The organism is Erwinia pyrifoliae DSM 12163, from assembly GCF_000026985.1.
In the GTDB taxonomy this organism is placed as follows: domain Bacteria; phylum Pseudomonadota; class Gammaproteobacteria; order Enterobacterales; family Enterobacteriaceae; genus Erwinia; species Erwinia pyrifoliae.
Map to the genome: position 1 here is coordinate 2,692,050 of NC_017390.1, position 14,818 is coordinate 2,706,867.

The window sequence follows — 14,818 nt, forward strand, 5'->3', positions numbered from 1 at the left end:
GGAAAAATTATGGCTCACAACCACATGAAGAAGGATGCTAACCGCTCACGCTTGCTGGCGGCATTTATTGTTACCGCCGTATTTATGTTGGCAGAAGTCGCTGGCGGCCTGCTTTCAGGTTCACTGGCGCTACTGGCAGATGCCGGACATATGCTCACCGACGCCGCAGCTCTGCTGATAGCTCTGTTGGCAACACACTTTGCACGCCGCAAGCCCAGTGGACATCATTCGTTCGGGTTTCTGCGTCTGACCACGCTGGCAGCCTTTGTTAACGCTATTGCCCTGTTGGTGATCACCGTGCTGATTGTCTGGGAGGCTGTACAACGTTTCTGGCATCCGCAGCCGGTAGCGGGCAATATGATGCTGGTCATCGCCATCGGTGGCCTGCTGGCCAATTTGCTCTCCTTTTGGCTACTGCACCACGGCAGTGGCGAGAAAAACCTTAATGTCCGCGCCGCCGCGCTGCACGTTCTGGGCGATCTGCTTGGTTCCGTCGGGGCTATTGTCGCCGCGCTGGTGATTTTGTTTACCGGCTGGACTCCGATAGACCCGATACTCTCTATTCTGGTCTCGGTACTGGTATTACGAAGCGGCTGGAGGCTGATCAAAGAAAGCGGGCATGAACTGCTGGAGGGAGCACCACAGCATATCGACATTGCTAAGCTACAGCGTGCGCTGGTTCGCGATATATCAGAAGTACGAAATGTTCATCATGTGCATTTATGGCAGGTGGGGGAGAAACCGCTAATCACTCTGCATGTCCAGATTATCCCACCTTACGATCATGACGCACTGCTGCTGCGCATTCATGATTACTTGCATCATCATTATCATATTGAGCACGCCACGGTGCAAATGGAGTATCAGCGCTGTGAGTCTGACGATTGCGACAGCCGTTGGGCACAGTCAGGCGGCGAAGAGCATCTTCATCACCATTAATGCTGCCTCTACATCCGAAAGGGTTAGTCTTTCCGCCCGGTGCAACTCCTACGTGCTCCGGGGGAAAGCAACGATGCACGCTATTTTCGCTGAGCGGCGCGTTTGACCCATAACCGGGAACCGTTGAGCGCAATTAACGTCAGTAAGGTATACTCCAGCGCCATAGCGTAGACGCCCTGACGAGCAAAGATAATCACGCTAATGACATTAATAACTACCCACAACAGCCAGTTTTCCACGTATTTACGCGTCATTAGAATCATCGCCGCAATCGACAATACCATCATACTGGAGTCCCAGAACGGGAATGCATCAGGCTGAAGCTGCGGCATGATGACTTCAAGACCCATCGTCTGCATCAGCATGACCGCTGTCTGCGTCAGTAAAGCAAATACCGGGTCGATGTAGTACGTCAACAAGGCAATCGCCACCGCTATGGCAGCAGCCCAGCCAAGAAGCTGCCGCCCCGGCACCCAGCGAATATTTAACGCCCGCTGGTGTTCGCTGGTCTGGCGACTCCAGGCATACCATCCGTAAAGGTTGGCAACAAAGAAAAACAGCTGTAGCAGCAGGCTGGCATAAAGTTGGATCTGAAAAAAGATCGCTGCAAATAGCGTGACGTTTATCAGGCCAAATACGTAGTTTACGATCTTCTCAAGGCTGGCCAGCCAGATGCACAGAAGCCCTGCAAGGGTTCCTGTCGCCTCAATCCACGATAAATCGTATCCACCTGCACCGAGAGGAATGTGAAACAGAATATTCGACGTGCTAAAAAAATCCATATTGTCTTCCTTATCCTGAAAAGAACAGTCAGGCGTTACCCTTGACCTTAAGCTTGAGATTCGCTGCAAAGGTTAGCATACGATTCAGCGGGATCAATGCGCCTTCACGCAGCGCATCGTCAACCAGAATTTCGTGCTGCCGCCCCCCCTGCTCCAGGCCTTCAGCAATCGCTTTAAGACCGTTCATTGCCATCCACGGACAGTGGGCGCAGCTGCGACAGGTCGCCCCTTCGCCAGCGGTGGGAGCCTCCAGCAGCTCCTTGTCAGGGCAAGCCTGCTGCATTTTGTAGAAAATTCCGCGATCGGTCGCCACAATCATCTGCTGGTGCGGCAGCGTTTGCGCAGCGTAGATAAGCTGACTAGTCGAACCGACCGCGTCGGCCAGCTCGACTATCGCCGGAGGGGATTCCGGGTGCACCAGCACGGCGGCTTGCGGGTAAAGTAACTTCATCCTTTGCAGCGCCTGAGTTTTAAACTCATTGTGAACGATGCAGGCCGCCTGCCAGCACAGTATATCTGCACCGGTTTGACGCTGAACATATTGCCCAAGATGCCGGTCAGGCGCCCAGATAATTTTCTCGCCCAGGCTGTCAAGATGTTCAATCAGCTCTACGGCAATGCTCGACGTTACCACCCAGTCGGCGCGCGCTTTCACCGCAGCAGAGGTATTTGCGTACACCACTACCTTGCGGTCGGGGTGCGCATCACAATACTGACTGAATTCGTCGACCGGACATCCGAGGTCGAGCGAGCACTCGGCCTGCAACGTTGGCATCAAAATGGTTTTTTCAGGACTCAGAATTTTGGCGGTTTCCCCCATAAAACGCACCCCGGCGACCAGCAGCGTGGAGGCGGGATGCTGGCTACCAAAGCGAGCCATCTCTAAGGAATCGGCCACGCATCCACCGCTTTCTTCTGCCAGCGCCTGTATTTCCGGGTCGGTGTAATAATGGGCTACCAGGACCGCATCACGCTCTTTTAGTAAACGTTTGATCTTTTCGCGGTAGGCCTGTTTTTCATCCGGTGATAAGCGGGCAGGTTTGGATGGAAAAGGATAAATGGTAGTTTCAACATCGAACATCTGGCTCATAAAACAGCTCTCGTTTCTTTAACTTAACTAATTAAACGTAGAATGCCCATCATTCAGCTTTTCGACGCCTTTTTTGTTTTATATGCTAAACAAGATAACCGAAATACAGGTCATTGTCGCCAGCTTTCTCACTGTAGCGGCAGCATGTGATAACGATGGTTAAAGCACCTCTTCCCCCCATCGCTGTCCATCTTCCAGCCGCAGTAAGAAAGCTTTGGTTGCCAGCCCACCGGCAAATCCGGTCAGCTTTCCGTTGCTGCCGATCACCCGATGACATGGGGCAACGATCGGCAAAGGGTTTCGCCCGTTTGCTGCTCCCACTGCACGTACAGCGGCAGGATGGCCGATTTGCTGCGCAATCTGCCTGTAGCTGCGCGTTTCGCCATAAGGGATGGCAATCAGTGCGGCCCATACCTGTTTTTGAAACGAAGTGCCGACAAACTCCAGTGGCAGATCGAACTGTTGAAGACGCCCGGTAAAGTATTGCTGCAACTGCCGTTCCGCCTCGGTCAGGATCGCGTGGCGCGGTTCCATACCCAGTGAGGGAAAACGTGCGCCCGGCAACCTGGCATCTGCCCACATAACGGCTACCAGGCTGCTTTGGCTGGCGACCAGGGTGAGTTCCCCCAGCGGGGAGTGCATCTTTTTATAACAGAAAGCCATGTTGCTTCTCCTTGAAGATGTGTTTCGGTAGTGATTATGCCTGTTCTGGCGTTCGTCACTGGCCGTTTACGGACGTCAGGATCAAATAAGTTTGATGACCGCCAGCGGCGCGAACACGGCGATTGCGGCGGGCGTTGCAGTACCGAGTGAAACTCAGCTGGCGGTCACACATTGCTGATGCCTGTGGATTTAACAGCCTGCGCCGCTTCAACGCCGTTTTCAGCAGCCATTATCGCCTGTCACCTTCACGTTTGCGCACGGAGGGATCACAGCAGGAAAACCTGTTGAACAAAAGTAGTTAGCCTGCGTGGAAGAGTTGTGGAGAACAGTTTTGCCCGTACCGTGCGTCCTGGGGAGCACAGTGGGGTGGATACGGGTGACTCAGGTATTGGAGAAAAATGCGTTACAGGTAGCGTTTACTCCTTCACTGACTACCCGTTTCGCTATGGCCACTGGCTAAGAGATAACTACACTGTTAGCGCAGTTGTCATACCTTTCGCAGCTGGCGGAAAAAGTGGCGCAATGCCGTTTTGCAGAGCTTGACAGCCTGGGAGTGGTTAGCTCACCTGGCCGAAGAAGCCTGGCATTGGCAGCCAATTGCGCCCGGAATGAATGGCAGCTGTATGCGGCCAGCCAGCCTGAGCAATACATGGGTCGGCGGCTGCAACTTCCTGGATCGGTGAATGGACAGCGCCTTACCTCACCCTGCGCACGCTGTGTTGGCTGATGCGTTCCCGGCGGGATATATGGCGGTGCGTAATAGGCTCGGCGGGATAGCACGAAGCAGGCTACAGCGCGCTCTTTAGCATGGCGTCCGTGGCTCAATTACGCGGTAATGCATCTCTGGCTGGCGGATGATTAGCAAAGAGGTTGTGTTGCTGCACGAACCACGCACAGCAAAAAGGCGCCTCTAGGGCGCCTTCCTACATTGGTGGGTCGTGCAGGATGACTTCGGCTTCGCCTCGCCCTGCGGGCCGTTGCCGCTGGCAACGTTGTCTCGCTCTCGCTCGACNCGACCTGCTGCAGGTTCGAACCCTGCACGGTTTACACCGCTTACTGCTTTGAAACTGGTGGGTCGTGCAGGATGACTCGGCTTCGCCTCGCCCTCCGGGCCGTTGCCGCTGGCAACGTTGTCTCGCTNTCGCTCGACTCGACCTGCTGCAGGTNCGAACCCTGCACGGTTTACACCGCTTACTGCTTTGAAACTGGTGGGTCGTGCAGGATGACTCGGCTTCGCCTCGCCCTGCGGGTCGTTGCTGACGCAACGTTGTCTCGCTGTCGCTCGACTCGACCTGCTGCAGGTNCGAACCCTGCACGGTTTACACCGCTTACTGCTTTGAAACTGGTGGGTCGTGCAGGATTCGAACCTGCGACCAATTGATTAAAAGTCAACTGCTCTACCAACTGAGCTAACGACCCGAAATTCGGTGAATCTGCAAGGGTGGGTCGTGCAGGATGACTCGGCTTCGCCTCGCCCTCCGGGCCGTTGCCGCTGGCAACGTTGTCTCGCTNTCGCTCGACTCGACCTGCTGCAGGTNCGAACCCTGCACGGTTTACACCGCTTACTGCTTTGAAATTGGTGGGTCGTGCAGGATTCGAACCTGCGACCAATTGATTAAAAGTCAACTGCTCTACCAACTGAGCTAACGACCCGAAATTCGGTGAATCTGCAAGGGTGGGTCGTGCAGGATGACTCGGCTTCGCCTCGCCCTCCGGGCCGTTGCCGCTGGCAACGTTGTCTCGCTNTCGCTCGACTCGACCTGCTGCAGGTNCGAACCCTGCACGGTTTGCACCACTGACTGCTTTGAAACTGGTGGGTCGTGCAGGATTCGAACCTGCGACCAATTGATTAAAAGTCAACTGCTCTACCAACTGAGCTAACGACCCACTTTTGCGCTGCTGGATCCTCTGAACATATCCCCCGGCAACGGCGGCATATATTACTGATTTGAATGCCCAGCGCAACCACTATTTCAGAACAGGCTGCCCAACTGCTTAGCTTTCATGCGGTCAGCACAGAATTCAGGCAAAGACAGCCCATCTGCCCCCGTCAAAGCGATGCAAATCGCTTCTGTGCTGTTTTAGCCGCTTCGCTGTTGGAATACAGTTTGATCACCTGTTGATAAACCGCTTTTGCTTTCGCCTTATCACCTTTTTCCTGCATGATTACCCCCACCTTGAGCAGGGCGTCAGCACTCTTCGGTGACTTAGGAAATTTCTTGACTACCGTGGCGAAATAGTAGGCCGCATCGTCTTTTTTGCCTTTGTTATAATTTAGCTGACCCAGCCAATAGTTAGCATTTGGCTGGTAAGTTGAATCCGGATACTGCTTAACAAAAGCCTGAAAAGCCGAAATGGCATTGTCGTACTGTTTCTTTTCCAGCACCAGCGCAACCGCTGCATTATAGTCTGTATTGGCGTCGCCGCTTTGAATGGGAGCAGAGGCTGCAGCAGCGCTGTCATCCACTGCGCCACCATCCGCAGCCGGTGCTGGGGCATCAGCGTTAGCGGACGTTGTTGCAGCGGCATTAGAGCCTCCACGACTTAAACTGTCAATCTGCTGATAGATTCCTTTCTGGCGTTCTACCGCCTGGTTCAACTGGTAACTGTTTTCCTGGATTTGACCGCGCAATGAGTCAATATCGTTTTGCGAGTCGGAGAGCTGCTGCTGAAGTTGCTGGAGGAGTTGTGCCTGAGCATTCGAAATACGCTCAAGAGTGGTGACACGGTCTTCAACCGAGCCGGAGCCAACGCTACTGATTGATGCCTGGGCATTAGCGGCCCAGGGAGCCGCTACGCCAACCAGTAACGACAGACTCAGGAGATGAGTTCTGAAGCTACTAATCATATGATTCTCTTAGTATACCAGTACGGCACGACGGTTTTTCGCATACGCTGACTCGTCATGGCCCAGGACTGCAGGTTTTTCTTTACCGTAAGAAACGATAGAGATCTGGTCGTCAGCAACGCCTTTGCCCTGCAGGTACATTTTCACCGCTGATGCACGACGTTCGCCCAGGGCGATGTTGTATTCAGGGGTTCCACGCTCATCCGCATGACCTTCTACTGTCACTTTGTAAGACGGGTTGCTACGCAGGAAGTTAGCGTGCGCATCCAGCATCTGAGCAAAATCAGACTGGATGTCATACTTGTCCAGGCCAAAATAAACGATATTGTTTTTTTGCAGCTCCTGCATCTGCAGACGAGCCTGCTCGTCAGAAGACATATTGCCGCTGTTCATGCCGCTGTTGGCAGAACCGTCCAGGCCCATTCCATTAGTCTGGTCATTATTGTTGTTTTTGTGCGAGCTACATGCCGCTACTGCGATAACTGGCAGTGCCAGCATTAAGCCTTTCAGCACTTTGTTCAGTTGCATTATTTAATTCCTATTATAGTTTGCCATACATATTTACACATGCATCACAGATACGGCGACCAGGCAGGAAATTTGACCTGTCCATCAGTTGCCGGAAGACGCGCTTTGAAACGCCCATCCGTCGAAACCAACTGCAATACGGAACCCATACCCTGAGTAGAGCTGTAGATTACCATTGTGCCGTTAGGTGCGAGACTTGGCGTCTCATCCAGGAACGTGTCCGTTAATTGTTGAACGGCTCCGGTTACCAGATCTTGTCGGGCGACGTGTTGAGCGCCGCTGTTGGTGCTGATCATCACCATTGATTTGCCATCAGAGCTAACGTCCGCATCCTGGTTTTGTGCACCGTCCCAGGTAATGCGCTGGGCTGTGCCACCGTTAACACCGATTTTATAAATTTGTGGTCTGCCTGCCTGATCGGAAGTGTAAGCCAGGCTCTGGCTATCCGGGAACCAGGTCGGCTCCGTACTGTTATAGCGACCGTCAGTAATCTGGCGGATTTGACCGGAACCCACATCCATCACATACAGGTTGAGGCTACCGGTTTTAGACAACGCAAATGCCAGCTTACTGCCATCAGGCGAGAATGACGGCGCCCCATTGTGACGCGGGAAGGAAGCAACCTGCCTGATGGCACCGTTAGCCAAAGTCTGAATAACAAGCGCAGATTTGCCGCTTTCAAAGGTCACATAAGCCACTTTGCTACCGTCCGGGGACCAGGCCGGAGACATCAGTGGCTGTGGTGAACGATGCACAACAAACTGATTGTAGCCATCGTAGTCAGAAACGCGCAGCTCGTAGGGGAACTGACCACCGTTAGTCTGCACCACATAGGCAATGCGGGTACGGAATGCGCCTTTAATAGCCGTCAGCTTTTCAAAGCTTTCGTCGCTGGCGGTGTGCGCCGCATAGCGCAGCCACTGTTTGGTCACTTTGAACTGGTTCTGGGCCAGCACCGCACCCGGATTACCCGAGGTATCGACCAGCTGATAAGAAACCGTATAGCTGCCATCAGCCCCGGGCTGAACCTGCCCGACGATTACCGCATCAATGCCCAGCGCGGTCCAGGCAGCAGGCTGCACTTCCGCAACAGAAGTGGGCTGCTGGGGTAAACGAGCACGATCGATTGGATTGAACTTGCCACTGTTACGTAAATCCGCCGCAACAATGCCGCCAATGTCTTCAGGTGCAGCACCGGGACCATCCCATTTAAACGGCACAACGCCGATGGGACGAGCGGTATTCACACCCTGGGTAATTTCAATGCGTACTTCTGCATGCGCAACCGCGACAAACAGCATCAAAACGCTCAGCGCTACACGAAATGCCTGCTTCATTATTTCTCCCTTATCCGGGTATAGCACCCACGATAATTAGCTATGAATCAACAACCCTAAGAGTACTGCCTGTTTAACTTAGTTCAACAGGCCACAGCACTGTTCAGCAAAATCTTACGGCTTAAACTCAATAGTGGCCTCTTTAATCACCTGCCATACTTCCTGGCTCGGTGGTTTTGGTATCTTCGCCATACGTGCCGCATTAATTGCCGCCTGACAAAGCGCTGCATCCCCACTTGCCGCAGTGGCAGAAATCAGCAGCCCGTCCGGCCCCAGCTTGATCCGTACGTCACAAGTTTTACCTGCAAAAGTGTCGGCATCATAAAACTTACTCTGAATCGCGCCTTTTACCTGCCCCAGATAGCTGTCAATGGCAGCCCCTGATGCACCTGCTTTTTTCTGCTGGCCCTGCCCTGCGGCCGCGCCGCCAGCTTTGCCCGACTTAGGTGCATTTTTACCGGCAGTAAGGTCACCCAGCAGATCGCCGACGTCACCAGACTCTTTCGCCGCTTCAGCAGCCGCTTTCTTTTTCGCATCCGCAGCGGCCTTCGCTGCAGCGTCAGCTTTTGCTTTGGCCGCTGCGGCCGCTTTCTCTTTCGCTTCGGCAGCAGCTTGCGCTTTGGCCTCGGCAGCGGCCTGCTGTTTCGCTTCCTGAGCCGCTTTAGCCGCTGCTGCCGCTTTGGCTTTAGCGGCTTCTGCGGCAGCCTGTTTAGCTTGGGCATCCGCCTGTTTTTTCGCATCGGCGGCCGCTTGCTTTGCTTTCTCGGCTGCTTTTTTCTGTGCTTCAGCGGCGGCTTTCTNCGCTGCTTCGGCCGCCTGCTTTTGTGCATCTGCGGCGGCTTTCTGCGCTGCTTCGGCCGCCTGCTTTTGTGCTTCAGCGGCGGCTTTCTGCGCTGCTTCGGCCGCCTGCTTTTGTGCTTCAGCGGCGGCTTTCTGCGCTGCTTCGGCCGCCTGCTTTTGTGCTTCAGCGGCGGCTTTCTGCGCTGCTTCGGCCGCCTGCTTTTGTGCTTCAGCGGCGGCTTTCTGCGCTGCTTCGGCCGCCTGCTTTTGTGCTTCAGCGGCGGCTTTCTGCGCTGCTTCGGCCGCCTGCTTTTGTGCNTCAGCGGCGGCTTTCTGCGCTTCTTCGGCCGCCTGCTTTTGTGCATCAGCGGCGGCTTTCTGCGCTTCTTCGGCCGCCTGCTGTTTAGCCTGCTTCTGGCGCTGCTGCTCGGCACGCTGGCTGTCGCCTGGCTGATTTTGCTGGCGATTGTATTGCTCTACCACTGCGCCCGGATCAACCATTACGGCATCGATATCGCTACCGCCACCGCCGCTACTGGCGTCAATATTTTCGTCAAACGAGCTCCATATTAGCAATGCAATCAATATGATATGCAAGATTACAGATAGGGTTATAGCACGTTTTAGCTTATCGTTTTGCTCGGTTGCCTTCGACACTGTCGGTTCCCAAAAACGGTTCGAATGAATTAAATCGGCTGCGTCATCAATCCGACAGACTTCACGCCTGCCTGATGCAGCAAGTTCAGCGCCTTGATGATTTCCTCGTAAGGAACCTCTTTAGCTCCGCCAATCAGGAATACCGTCTTAGGGTTAGCCGTCAGGCGGCTTTGCGCTTCGGCAACGACCTGTTCTGCCGGCAACTGCTCCATCCGGTCATGATCGACGACCAGGCTGTACTGCCCTACGCCAGCCACTTCCACAATCACCGGTGGATTATCATTACTGGAGACAGTTTTTGAATCTGTCGCATCCGGCAGATCGACCTCCACGCTCTGGGTGATAATCGGTGCAGTTGCCATAAATATCAGCAGCAGCACCAGCAGCACGTCCAACAGCGGAACAATATTGATCTCGGACTTAACGTCGCGGCGACCGCGACCACGTCTTCTGGCCATGCTAACCTCCGGCTTACTTGCTTACGTCGCTGGAAAACGCCTGGCGATGCAGGATAGCCGTGAACTCTTCCATAAAATTATCGTAGTTCTGTTCCAGCTTATTCACGCGCAGAGTCAGTCGGTTATAGGCCATAACCGCAGGAATAGCGGCAAACAGGCCGATGGCGGTAGCAATCAGCGCTTCAGCAATCCCCGGAGCAACCATTTGTAATGTAGCCTGTTTAACGGCACCCAGCGCGATAAAGGCATGCATGATCCCCCAAACCGTACCAAACAGGCCAATATAAGGACTGATGGAACCCACGGTGCCAAGGAAAGGAATATGGTTTTCAAGCGCTTCAAGTTCGCGGTTCATAGAGATACGCATCGCACGCGTTGCCCCTTCTACCACCGCTTCTGGCGCGTGATTATTGGCACGATGCAGACGGGCAAACTCTTTAAAGCCCGCAAAGAAAATTTGCTCCGATCCGCCTAACTCATCGCGACGAGACTGGCTTTCCTGATAAAGACGTGACAGCTCTATACCGGACCAGAACTTATCTTCGAAGGCGTCGGCATCACGCACCGCCGCATTCAGGATACGGGTACGTTGAATGATCACAGCCCAGGAGGCGATAGAAAACCCGATCAAAATCAACATAATAAGTTTGACCAGAAGGCTCGCCTTCAGGAACAAATCAAGAATGTTCATGTCAGTCACTGCTTGAACTCCGCGACAATAGACTTGGGAAGCGCTATCGGCTTCATTAGATGTGGATTGATGCAGGCAATCAGAACCTCTGCCTCATTAAGCACACGGCCTTCTGCATTTACAATGCGTTGTGCAAATGTCATGGTGGCTCTGGTCATGGCAACAACCTCGCTTTGCACCTCAAGCAGTTCATCGAGACAAGCCGCAGCCAGGTAATCGACCGTAATCCGCCGCACGACAAAGCCTACTTGCTGTTCAAGCAGAACCTGCTGACTGAAATGGCGCTGACGCAGCATTTCAGTACGTGCCCGTTCATAAAAAGCGACATAGCTGGCGTGGAAAACCACACCACCGGCGTCCGTATCTTCATAATAGACGCGCACCGGCCATCGAAACAGCGTTGAACTCACTTTACATCCCGATCATGCTAAACGTTGGTCTGGACAACGTTGCTACTATACGCAAGAGCATACTCATTGGGAATGGATTGCCAGAGTGGAGAGAAAATAATTATTACATGCTAACAACTTGCCTTATTTCAGCATACTTGTTTAATCATGTTTGATAATGATAACGATAAAGATCAGGCTAAAAGAGTACCGGCTGAAAAATGGTGGCACCGGATCTGTACAAAAAAAGGCCGCTGAAGGCGGCCAGTTATTGAATGATGCTCATGCCAGACGGTTTTACTGCGGCAATACCGCTTTTACAGCATCACCGATATCGGCCAGGCTACGGACGGTTTTCACACCGGCCGCTTCCAGCGCGGCGAACTTTTCGTCGGCCGTGCCTTTACCGCCAGCGATAATGGCACCGGCGTGGCCCATACGTTTGCCCTTCGGCGCGGTCACACCAGCGATATAACCCACTACCGGCTTAGTGACGTGCTCTTTGATAAACGCCGCCGCTTCTTCTTCTGCGCTACCGCCGATTTCCCCGATCATAACAATCGCTTCAGTTTGCGGGTCATCCTGGAACAGTTTAAGGATATCGATGAAGTTTGAACCCGGGATCGGATCGCCGCCAATACCTACGCAGGTTGACTGGCCGTAACCGATATCAGTGGTCTGCTTGACCGCTTCATAGGTTAGCGTGCCTGAACGGGAAACGATACCGATGCGGCCCGGCTGGTGAATATGACCAGGCATAATACCGATCTTACAGGCACCAGGAGTAATCACGCCCGGGCAGTTTGGACCAATCATCCGCACACCGGCTTCATCCAGTTTCACCTTCACCGTCAGCATATCCAGCGTCGGAATGCCTTCGGTGATGGTAATGATCAGCTTGATGCCTGCGTCGATAGCTTCCAGGATGCCGTCTTTGCAGAACGGAGCCGGAACGTAGATGACCGATGCGGTTGCGCCCGTCGCTTCTACCGCTTCGCGCACGGTGTTAAACACTGGCAGACCAAGATGCTCGCTACCCCCTTTACCCGGGGTTACGCCGCCGACCAGCTGTGTACCATATGCCAACGCCTGCTCGGAGTGGAAAGTCCCCTGGCCACCGGTGAAACCCTGGCAGATTACCTTGGTGTTTTTATCGATCAGAATAGACATTATTTACCCTCCGCTGCGGCAACAACGCGCTGCGCCGCGTCACTCAGGCTGGTTGCTGCAATAATATTCAGGCCGCTGTCTGCCAGTTTTCTGGCACCCAGCTCTGCATTGTTCCCTTCCAGACGCACCACCACCGGCACGTTAACGCCCACTTCCGCCACAGCGCCGATGATGCCATCTGCGATCAGGTCGCAGCGCACGATACCGCCGAAGATGTTAACGAACACCGCTTTCACCGCGTCGTCAGACAGAATGATTTTAAAGGCTTCGGTAACGCGCTCTTTGGTCGCGCCGCCACCCACGTCGAGGAAGTTGGCCGGCTGGCCGCCGCTCAGTTTCACGATGTCCATTGTGCCCATCGCCAGACCGGCACCGTTCACCATACAGCCAATGTTACCTTCCAGGGCAACATAGTTCAGCTCCCACTGGGCAGCATGTGCTTCACGCGAGTCTTCCTGGCTTGGGTCACGCATCTCGCGCAAGTCGGGCTGGCGGAACAGCGCATTGCCGTCGGCGGTCAGTTTGCCGTCCAGGCAGACTAAATCGCCCTGTTTGGTGATCACCAGCGGGTTGATCTCAACCAGTGCCAGATCGCGCTCAAGGAACAGCGTCGCCAGGCCCATAAAGATCTTGGTGAACTGGCCAACCTGCTTACCGGTCAGCCCCAGCTTGAACGCCAGCTCACGGCCCTGATAAGGCTGTGGGCCGGTCAGCGGATCGAGCGCCATTTTATGGATCAGGTGCGGGGTTTCTTCAGCAACCTTTTCGATTTCTACTCCACCTTCGGTGGAAGCCATAAACACCACGCGGCGGGTACCACGGTCAACCACTGCGCCCAGATAGAGTTCTTTGTCGATATCGGTAGCAGCTTCAACCAGAATCTGGTTTACCGGCTGACCGCCAGCATCAGTCTGATAGGTCACCAGACGTTTACCCAGCCAGTTCTCAGCGAAAGCGCGGATATCTTCTTTGCTGTTGACAACCTTCACGCCGCCCGCTTTACCACGGCCACCGGCGTGAACCTGACATTTCACTACCCACGGGCCAGCGCCAATCTTGGAGGCGGCTTCTTCTGCTTCACGCGGCGTTGTGCAGGCATAACCGGTTGGTGCCGGCAAGCCATACCGTGCAAACAACTGTTTTGCCTGATACTCGTGTAAGTTCATGATGTTCTATCCATTCAGGTCTGAAAAGACGGGGCTGCCATAAGCAGCCATATAAAGGGATGGGTGCGGCATCATTCCATGCCGCACGCCAGGGTTTAGACGTCCAACAGCAGACGAGCCGGATCTTCCAGCAGCTCTTTGATCGCCACCAGATAGCCAACGGATTCACGGCCATCGATCAAACGGTGATCGTAAGAGAGCGCCAGATACATCATTGGCTGGATCACCACCTGCCCGTTGACCGCCATCGGGCGATCTTTGATCGCATGCATGCCAAGGATAGCGCTCTGTGGCGGGTTGATAATCGGCGTGGACATCAGTGAACCAAAGACACCACCATTAGTGATAGTGAAGTTGCCACCGGTCAGTTCATCAACGGTCAGTTTGCCGTCACGCCCTTTCACCGCCAGCTCTTTGATTTTTTTCTCAATGTCAGCCATAGTCAGCGCATCAACATCTTTCAGCACCGGGGTAACCAGACCGCGTGGCGTGGAGACGGCAATACTGACGTCAAAGTAGTTGTGATAAACCACATCCGTACCGTCGATTGAGGCATTCACTTCCGGATAACGCTTCAGCGCCTCAACAACGGCCTTGATGTAGAAGGACATAAAGCCCAGGCGAACGCCGTGACGTTTTTCGAATGCTTCACCATACTGCTTACGCAGCGCCATAATCGGCTGCATATTCACTTCATTGAATGTGGTGAGCATCGCGGTGCTGTTTTTCGCTTCCAGCAGACGTTCGGCTACGCGCTTGCGCAGACGGGTCATCGGCACGCGTTTTTCACTGCGATTCGCCAGACCCGCTGGCGCAGCGGCTTCTGCCGCTTCAGGTTTAGCTTTTGCCGCCGGAGCCTGCGCCAGATGTTTTTCCACGTCTTCACGGGTGATGCGTCCACCGACACCGCTGCCTTTAATTGCTGCAGGATCGAGGCTGTGCTCGGCAATCAGGCGGCGGATGGCCGGGCTGAGAGCATCATTGCTCTCTTCTTCCAGTGAAGCCGTTTGGCGCTGTGCGGGCGTCGATTCATTGACCTCGGCTTTGGCAGAGGTCTCTTTACCGCCGCTGTTGCCCTCTTTCAGGCGGCCCAGCGCCTGGCGGGAAATCACCGTGGCACCTTCATCTTCGAGGATTGCTTCCAGCACGCCGTCGGCAGAAGCCGGTACTTCCAACACCACTTTATCGGTTTCGATTTCCACCAGCACTTCATCGCGCTTGACGCTGTCGCCGGTTTTTTTGTGCCAGGTGGCTACGGTGGCGTCAGCCACGGATTCAGGCAGGTCAGGAACAACGATTTCTACGCTACTCATTTTCTTT

Annotated in this window: 14 protein-coding genes, 3 tRNA genes and 5 other RNA genes; 1 reads left to right on the forward strand and 21 read right to left on the reverse strand. The window is 54.2% G+C overall.

All coding sequences use genetic code 11. From position 1 onward, the window contains the following. Positions 1–9: 9 nt before the first annotated feature. Positions 10–939 (forward strand): CDF family zinc transporter ZitB, encoded by a 930-nt coding sequence (gene zitB / locus EPYR_RS12150; RefSeq protein WP_012668699.1) that lies wholly within the window; start codon positions 10–12, stop codon positions 937–939. 80 nt (positions 940–1,019) lie between these two features. Here zitB and pnuC read toward each other — a convergent pair whose 3' ends face one another. The 21 genes from pnuC to odhB form a co-directional block, all read right to left on the reverse strand. Beyond that, a complete protein-coding gene (pnuC, locus tag EPYR_RS12155) occupies positions 1,020–1,721 on the reverse strand; it encodes a nicotinamide riboside transporter PnuC (RefSeq protein WP_012668700.1) in 702 nt (233 codons plus the stop codon). Positions 1,722–1,749: 28 nt separating this feature from the next. Further along, positions 1,750–2,811: a quinolinate synthase NadA gene (gene nadA, locus EPYR_RS12160; RefSeq protein ID WP_012668701.1), complete on the reverse strand. Its 1,062-nt coding sequence runs from the start codon at positions 2,809–2,811 to the stop codon at positions 1,750–1,752. 159 nt (positions 2,812–2,970) lie between these two features. Continuing rightward, a complete protein-coding gene (locus EPYR_RS12165) occupies positions 2,971–3,474 on the reverse strand; it encodes a methylated-DNA--[protein]-cysteine S-methyltransferase (protein ID WP_012668702.1) in 504 nt (167 codons plus the stop codon). 929 nt (positions 3,475–4,403) lie between these two features. Next, positions 4,404–4,529, reverse strand: a non-coding RNA gene (locus EPYR_RS19360) — RtT sRNA. Positions 4,530–4,542: 13 nt separating this feature from the next. Next, positions 4,543–4,667: non-coding RNA, RtT sRNA (locus EPYR_RS19365), on the reverse strand. 13 nt (positions 4,668–4,680) lie between these two features. Further along, a non-coding RNA gene (locus EPYR_RS19370) (RtT sRNA) lies at positions 4,681–4,804 on the reverse strand. A gap of 13 nt (positions 4,805–4,817) precedes the next feature. After that, a tRNA-Lys gene (locus EPYR_RS12175) sits at positions 4,818–4,893 on the reverse strand. 20 nt (positions 4,894–4,913) lie between these two features. Beyond that, a non-coding RNA gene (locus EPYR_RS19375) (RtT sRNA) lies at positions 4,914–5,038 on the reverse strand. A 13-nt stretch (positions 5,039–5,051) separates the two neighbouring features. After that, positions 5,052–5,127: transfer RNA gene (locus tag EPYR_RS12180), tRNA-Lys, on the reverse strand. 20 nt (positions 5,128–5,147) lie between these two features. Then, positions 5,148–5,272, reverse strand: a non-coding RNA gene (locus EPYR_RS19380) — RtT sRNA. Positions 5,273–5,285: 13 nt separating this feature from the next. Then, positions 5,286–5,361: transfer RNA gene (locus EPYR_RS12185), tRNA-Lys, on the reverse strand. Positions 5,362–5,524: 163 nt separating this feature from the next. After that, a complete protein-coding gene (cpoB, locus tag EPYR_RS12190) occupies positions 5,525–6,322 on the reverse strand; it encodes a cell division protein CpoB (RefSeq protein ID WP_012668703.1) in 798 nt (265 codons plus the stop codon). Positions 6,323–6,331: 9 nt separating this feature from the next. Beyond that, positions 6,332–6,850, reverse strand: coding sequence for a peptidoglycan-associated lipoprotein Pal (gene pal / locus EPYR_RS12195; RefSeq protein ID WP_004156682.1), 519 nt, complete (start codon positions 6,848–6,850; stop codon positions 6,332–6,334). Between the two features lie 44 nt (positions 6,851–6,894). Continuing rightward, entirely contained in the window at positions 6,895–8,187 is a 1,293-nt protein-coding gene (gene tolB, locus EPYR_RS12200; RefSeq protein ID WP_012668704.1) for a Tol-Pal system beta propeller repeat protein TolB, read from the reverse strand. Between the two features lie 114 nt (positions 8,188–8,301). Beyond that, positions 8,302–9,624 carry a cell envelope integrity protein TolA gene (gene tolA, locus EPYR_RS12205; RefSeq protein WP_014539206.1) on the reverse strand — a complete coding sequence of 441 codons (1,323 nt, stop codon included), beginning with the start codon at positions 9,622–9,624 and terminating at the stop codon, positions 8,302–8,304. A 29-nt stretch (positions 9,625–9,653) separates the two neighbouring features. Beyond that, positions 9,654–10,082 carry a colicin uptake protein TolR gene (gene tolR, locus EPYR_RS12210; protein WP_012668706.1) on the reverse strand — a complete coding sequence of 143 codons (429 nt, stop codon included), beginning with the start codon at positions 10,080–10,082 and terminating at the stop codon, positions 9,654–9,656. A 13-nt stretch (positions 10,083–10,095) separates the two neighbouring features. Then, positions 10,096–10,773: a Tol-Pal system protein TolQ gene (tolQ, locus tag EPYR_RS12215; RefSeq protein WP_012668707.1), complete on the reverse strand. Its 678-nt coding sequence runs from the start codon at positions 10,771–10,773 to the stop codon at positions 10,096–10,098. 5 nt (positions 10,774–10,778) lie between these two features. Next, complete coding sequence (gene ybgC, locus EPYR_RS12220; RefSeq protein WP_012668708.1) at positions 10,779–11,183, reverse strand: tol-pal system-associated acyl-CoA thioesterase; 405 nt, start codon at positions 11,181–11,183, stop codon at positions 10,779–10,781. Between the two features lie 276 nt (positions 11,184–11,459). Then, complete coding sequence (sucD, locus tag EPYR_RS12225; protein ID WP_012668709.1) at positions 11,460–12,332, reverse strand: succinate--CoA ligase subunit alpha; 873 nt, start codon at positions 12,330–12,332, stop codon at positions 11,460–11,462. Continuing rightward, positions 12,332–13,498 carry an ADP-forming succinate--CoA ligase subunit beta gene (gene sucC / locus EPYR_RS12230; protein ID WP_012668710.1) on the reverse strand — a complete coding sequence of 389 codons (1,167 nt, stop codon included), beginning with the start codon at positions 13,496–13,498 and terminating at the stop codon, positions 12,332–12,334. The genes sucD and sucC overlap by 1 nt, the downstream gene beginning before the upstream one ends. Positions 13,499–13,593: 95 nt before the next feature. Continuing rightward, entirely contained in the window at positions 13,594–14,811 is a 1,218-nt protein-coding gene (odhB, locus tag EPYR_RS12235) for a 2-oxoglutarate dehydrogenase complex dihydrolipoyllysine-residue succinyltransferase (RefSeq protein WP_012668711.1), read from the reverse strand. Positions 14,812–14,818 lie beyond the last annotated feature (7 nt).

Bases quoted from the DNA above. Each gene is read 5' to 3' on its own strand.
- tolB (WP_012668704.1), bottom strand. From the start codon at position 8,187: ATGAAGCAGGCATTTCGTGTAGCGCTGAGCGTTTTGATGCTGTTTGTC.
- cpoB (WP_012668703.1), bottom strand. From the start codon at position 6,322: ATGATTAGTAGCTTCAGAACTCATCTCCTGAGTCTGTCGTTACTGGTT.
- tolQ (WP_012668707.1), bottom strand. From the start codon at position 10,773: ATGAACATTCTTGATTTGTTCCTGAAGGCGAGCCTTCTGGTCAAACTT.
- sucD (WP_012668709.1), bottom strand. From the start codon at position 12,332: ATGTCTATTCTGATCGATAAAAACACCAAGGTAATCTGCCAGGGTTTC.
- nadA (WP_012668701.1), bottom strand. From the start codon at position 2,811: ATGAGCCAGATGTTCGATGTTGAAACTACCATTTATCCTTTTCCATCC.
- odhB (WP_012668711.1), bottom strand. From the start codon at position 14,811: ATGAGTAGCGTAGAAATCGTTGTTCCTGACCTGCCTGAATCCGTGGCT.
- tolR (WP_012668706.1), bottom strand. From the start codon at position 10,082: ATGGCCAGAAGACGTGGTCGCGGTCGCCGCGACGTTAAGTCCGAGATC.
- pnuC (WP_012668700.1), bottom strand. From the start codon at position 1,721: ATGGATTTTTTTAGCACGTCGAATATTCTGTTTCACATTCCTCTCGGT.
- sucC (WP_012668710.1), bottom strand. From the start codon at position 13,498: ATGAACTTACACGAGTATCAGGCAAAACAGTTGTTTGCACGGTATGGC.
- pal (WP_004156682.1), bottom strand. From the start codon at position 6,850: ATGCAACTGAACAAAGTGCTGAAAGGCTTAATGCTGGCACTGCCAGTT.
- zitB (WP_012668699.1), top strand. From the start codon at position 10: ATGGCTCACAACCACATGAAGAAGGATGCTAACCGCTCACGCTTGCTG.
- EPYR_RS12165 (WP_012668702.1), bottom strand. From the start codon at position 3,474: ATGGCTTTCTGTTATAAAAAGATGCACTCCCCGCTGGGGGAACTCACC.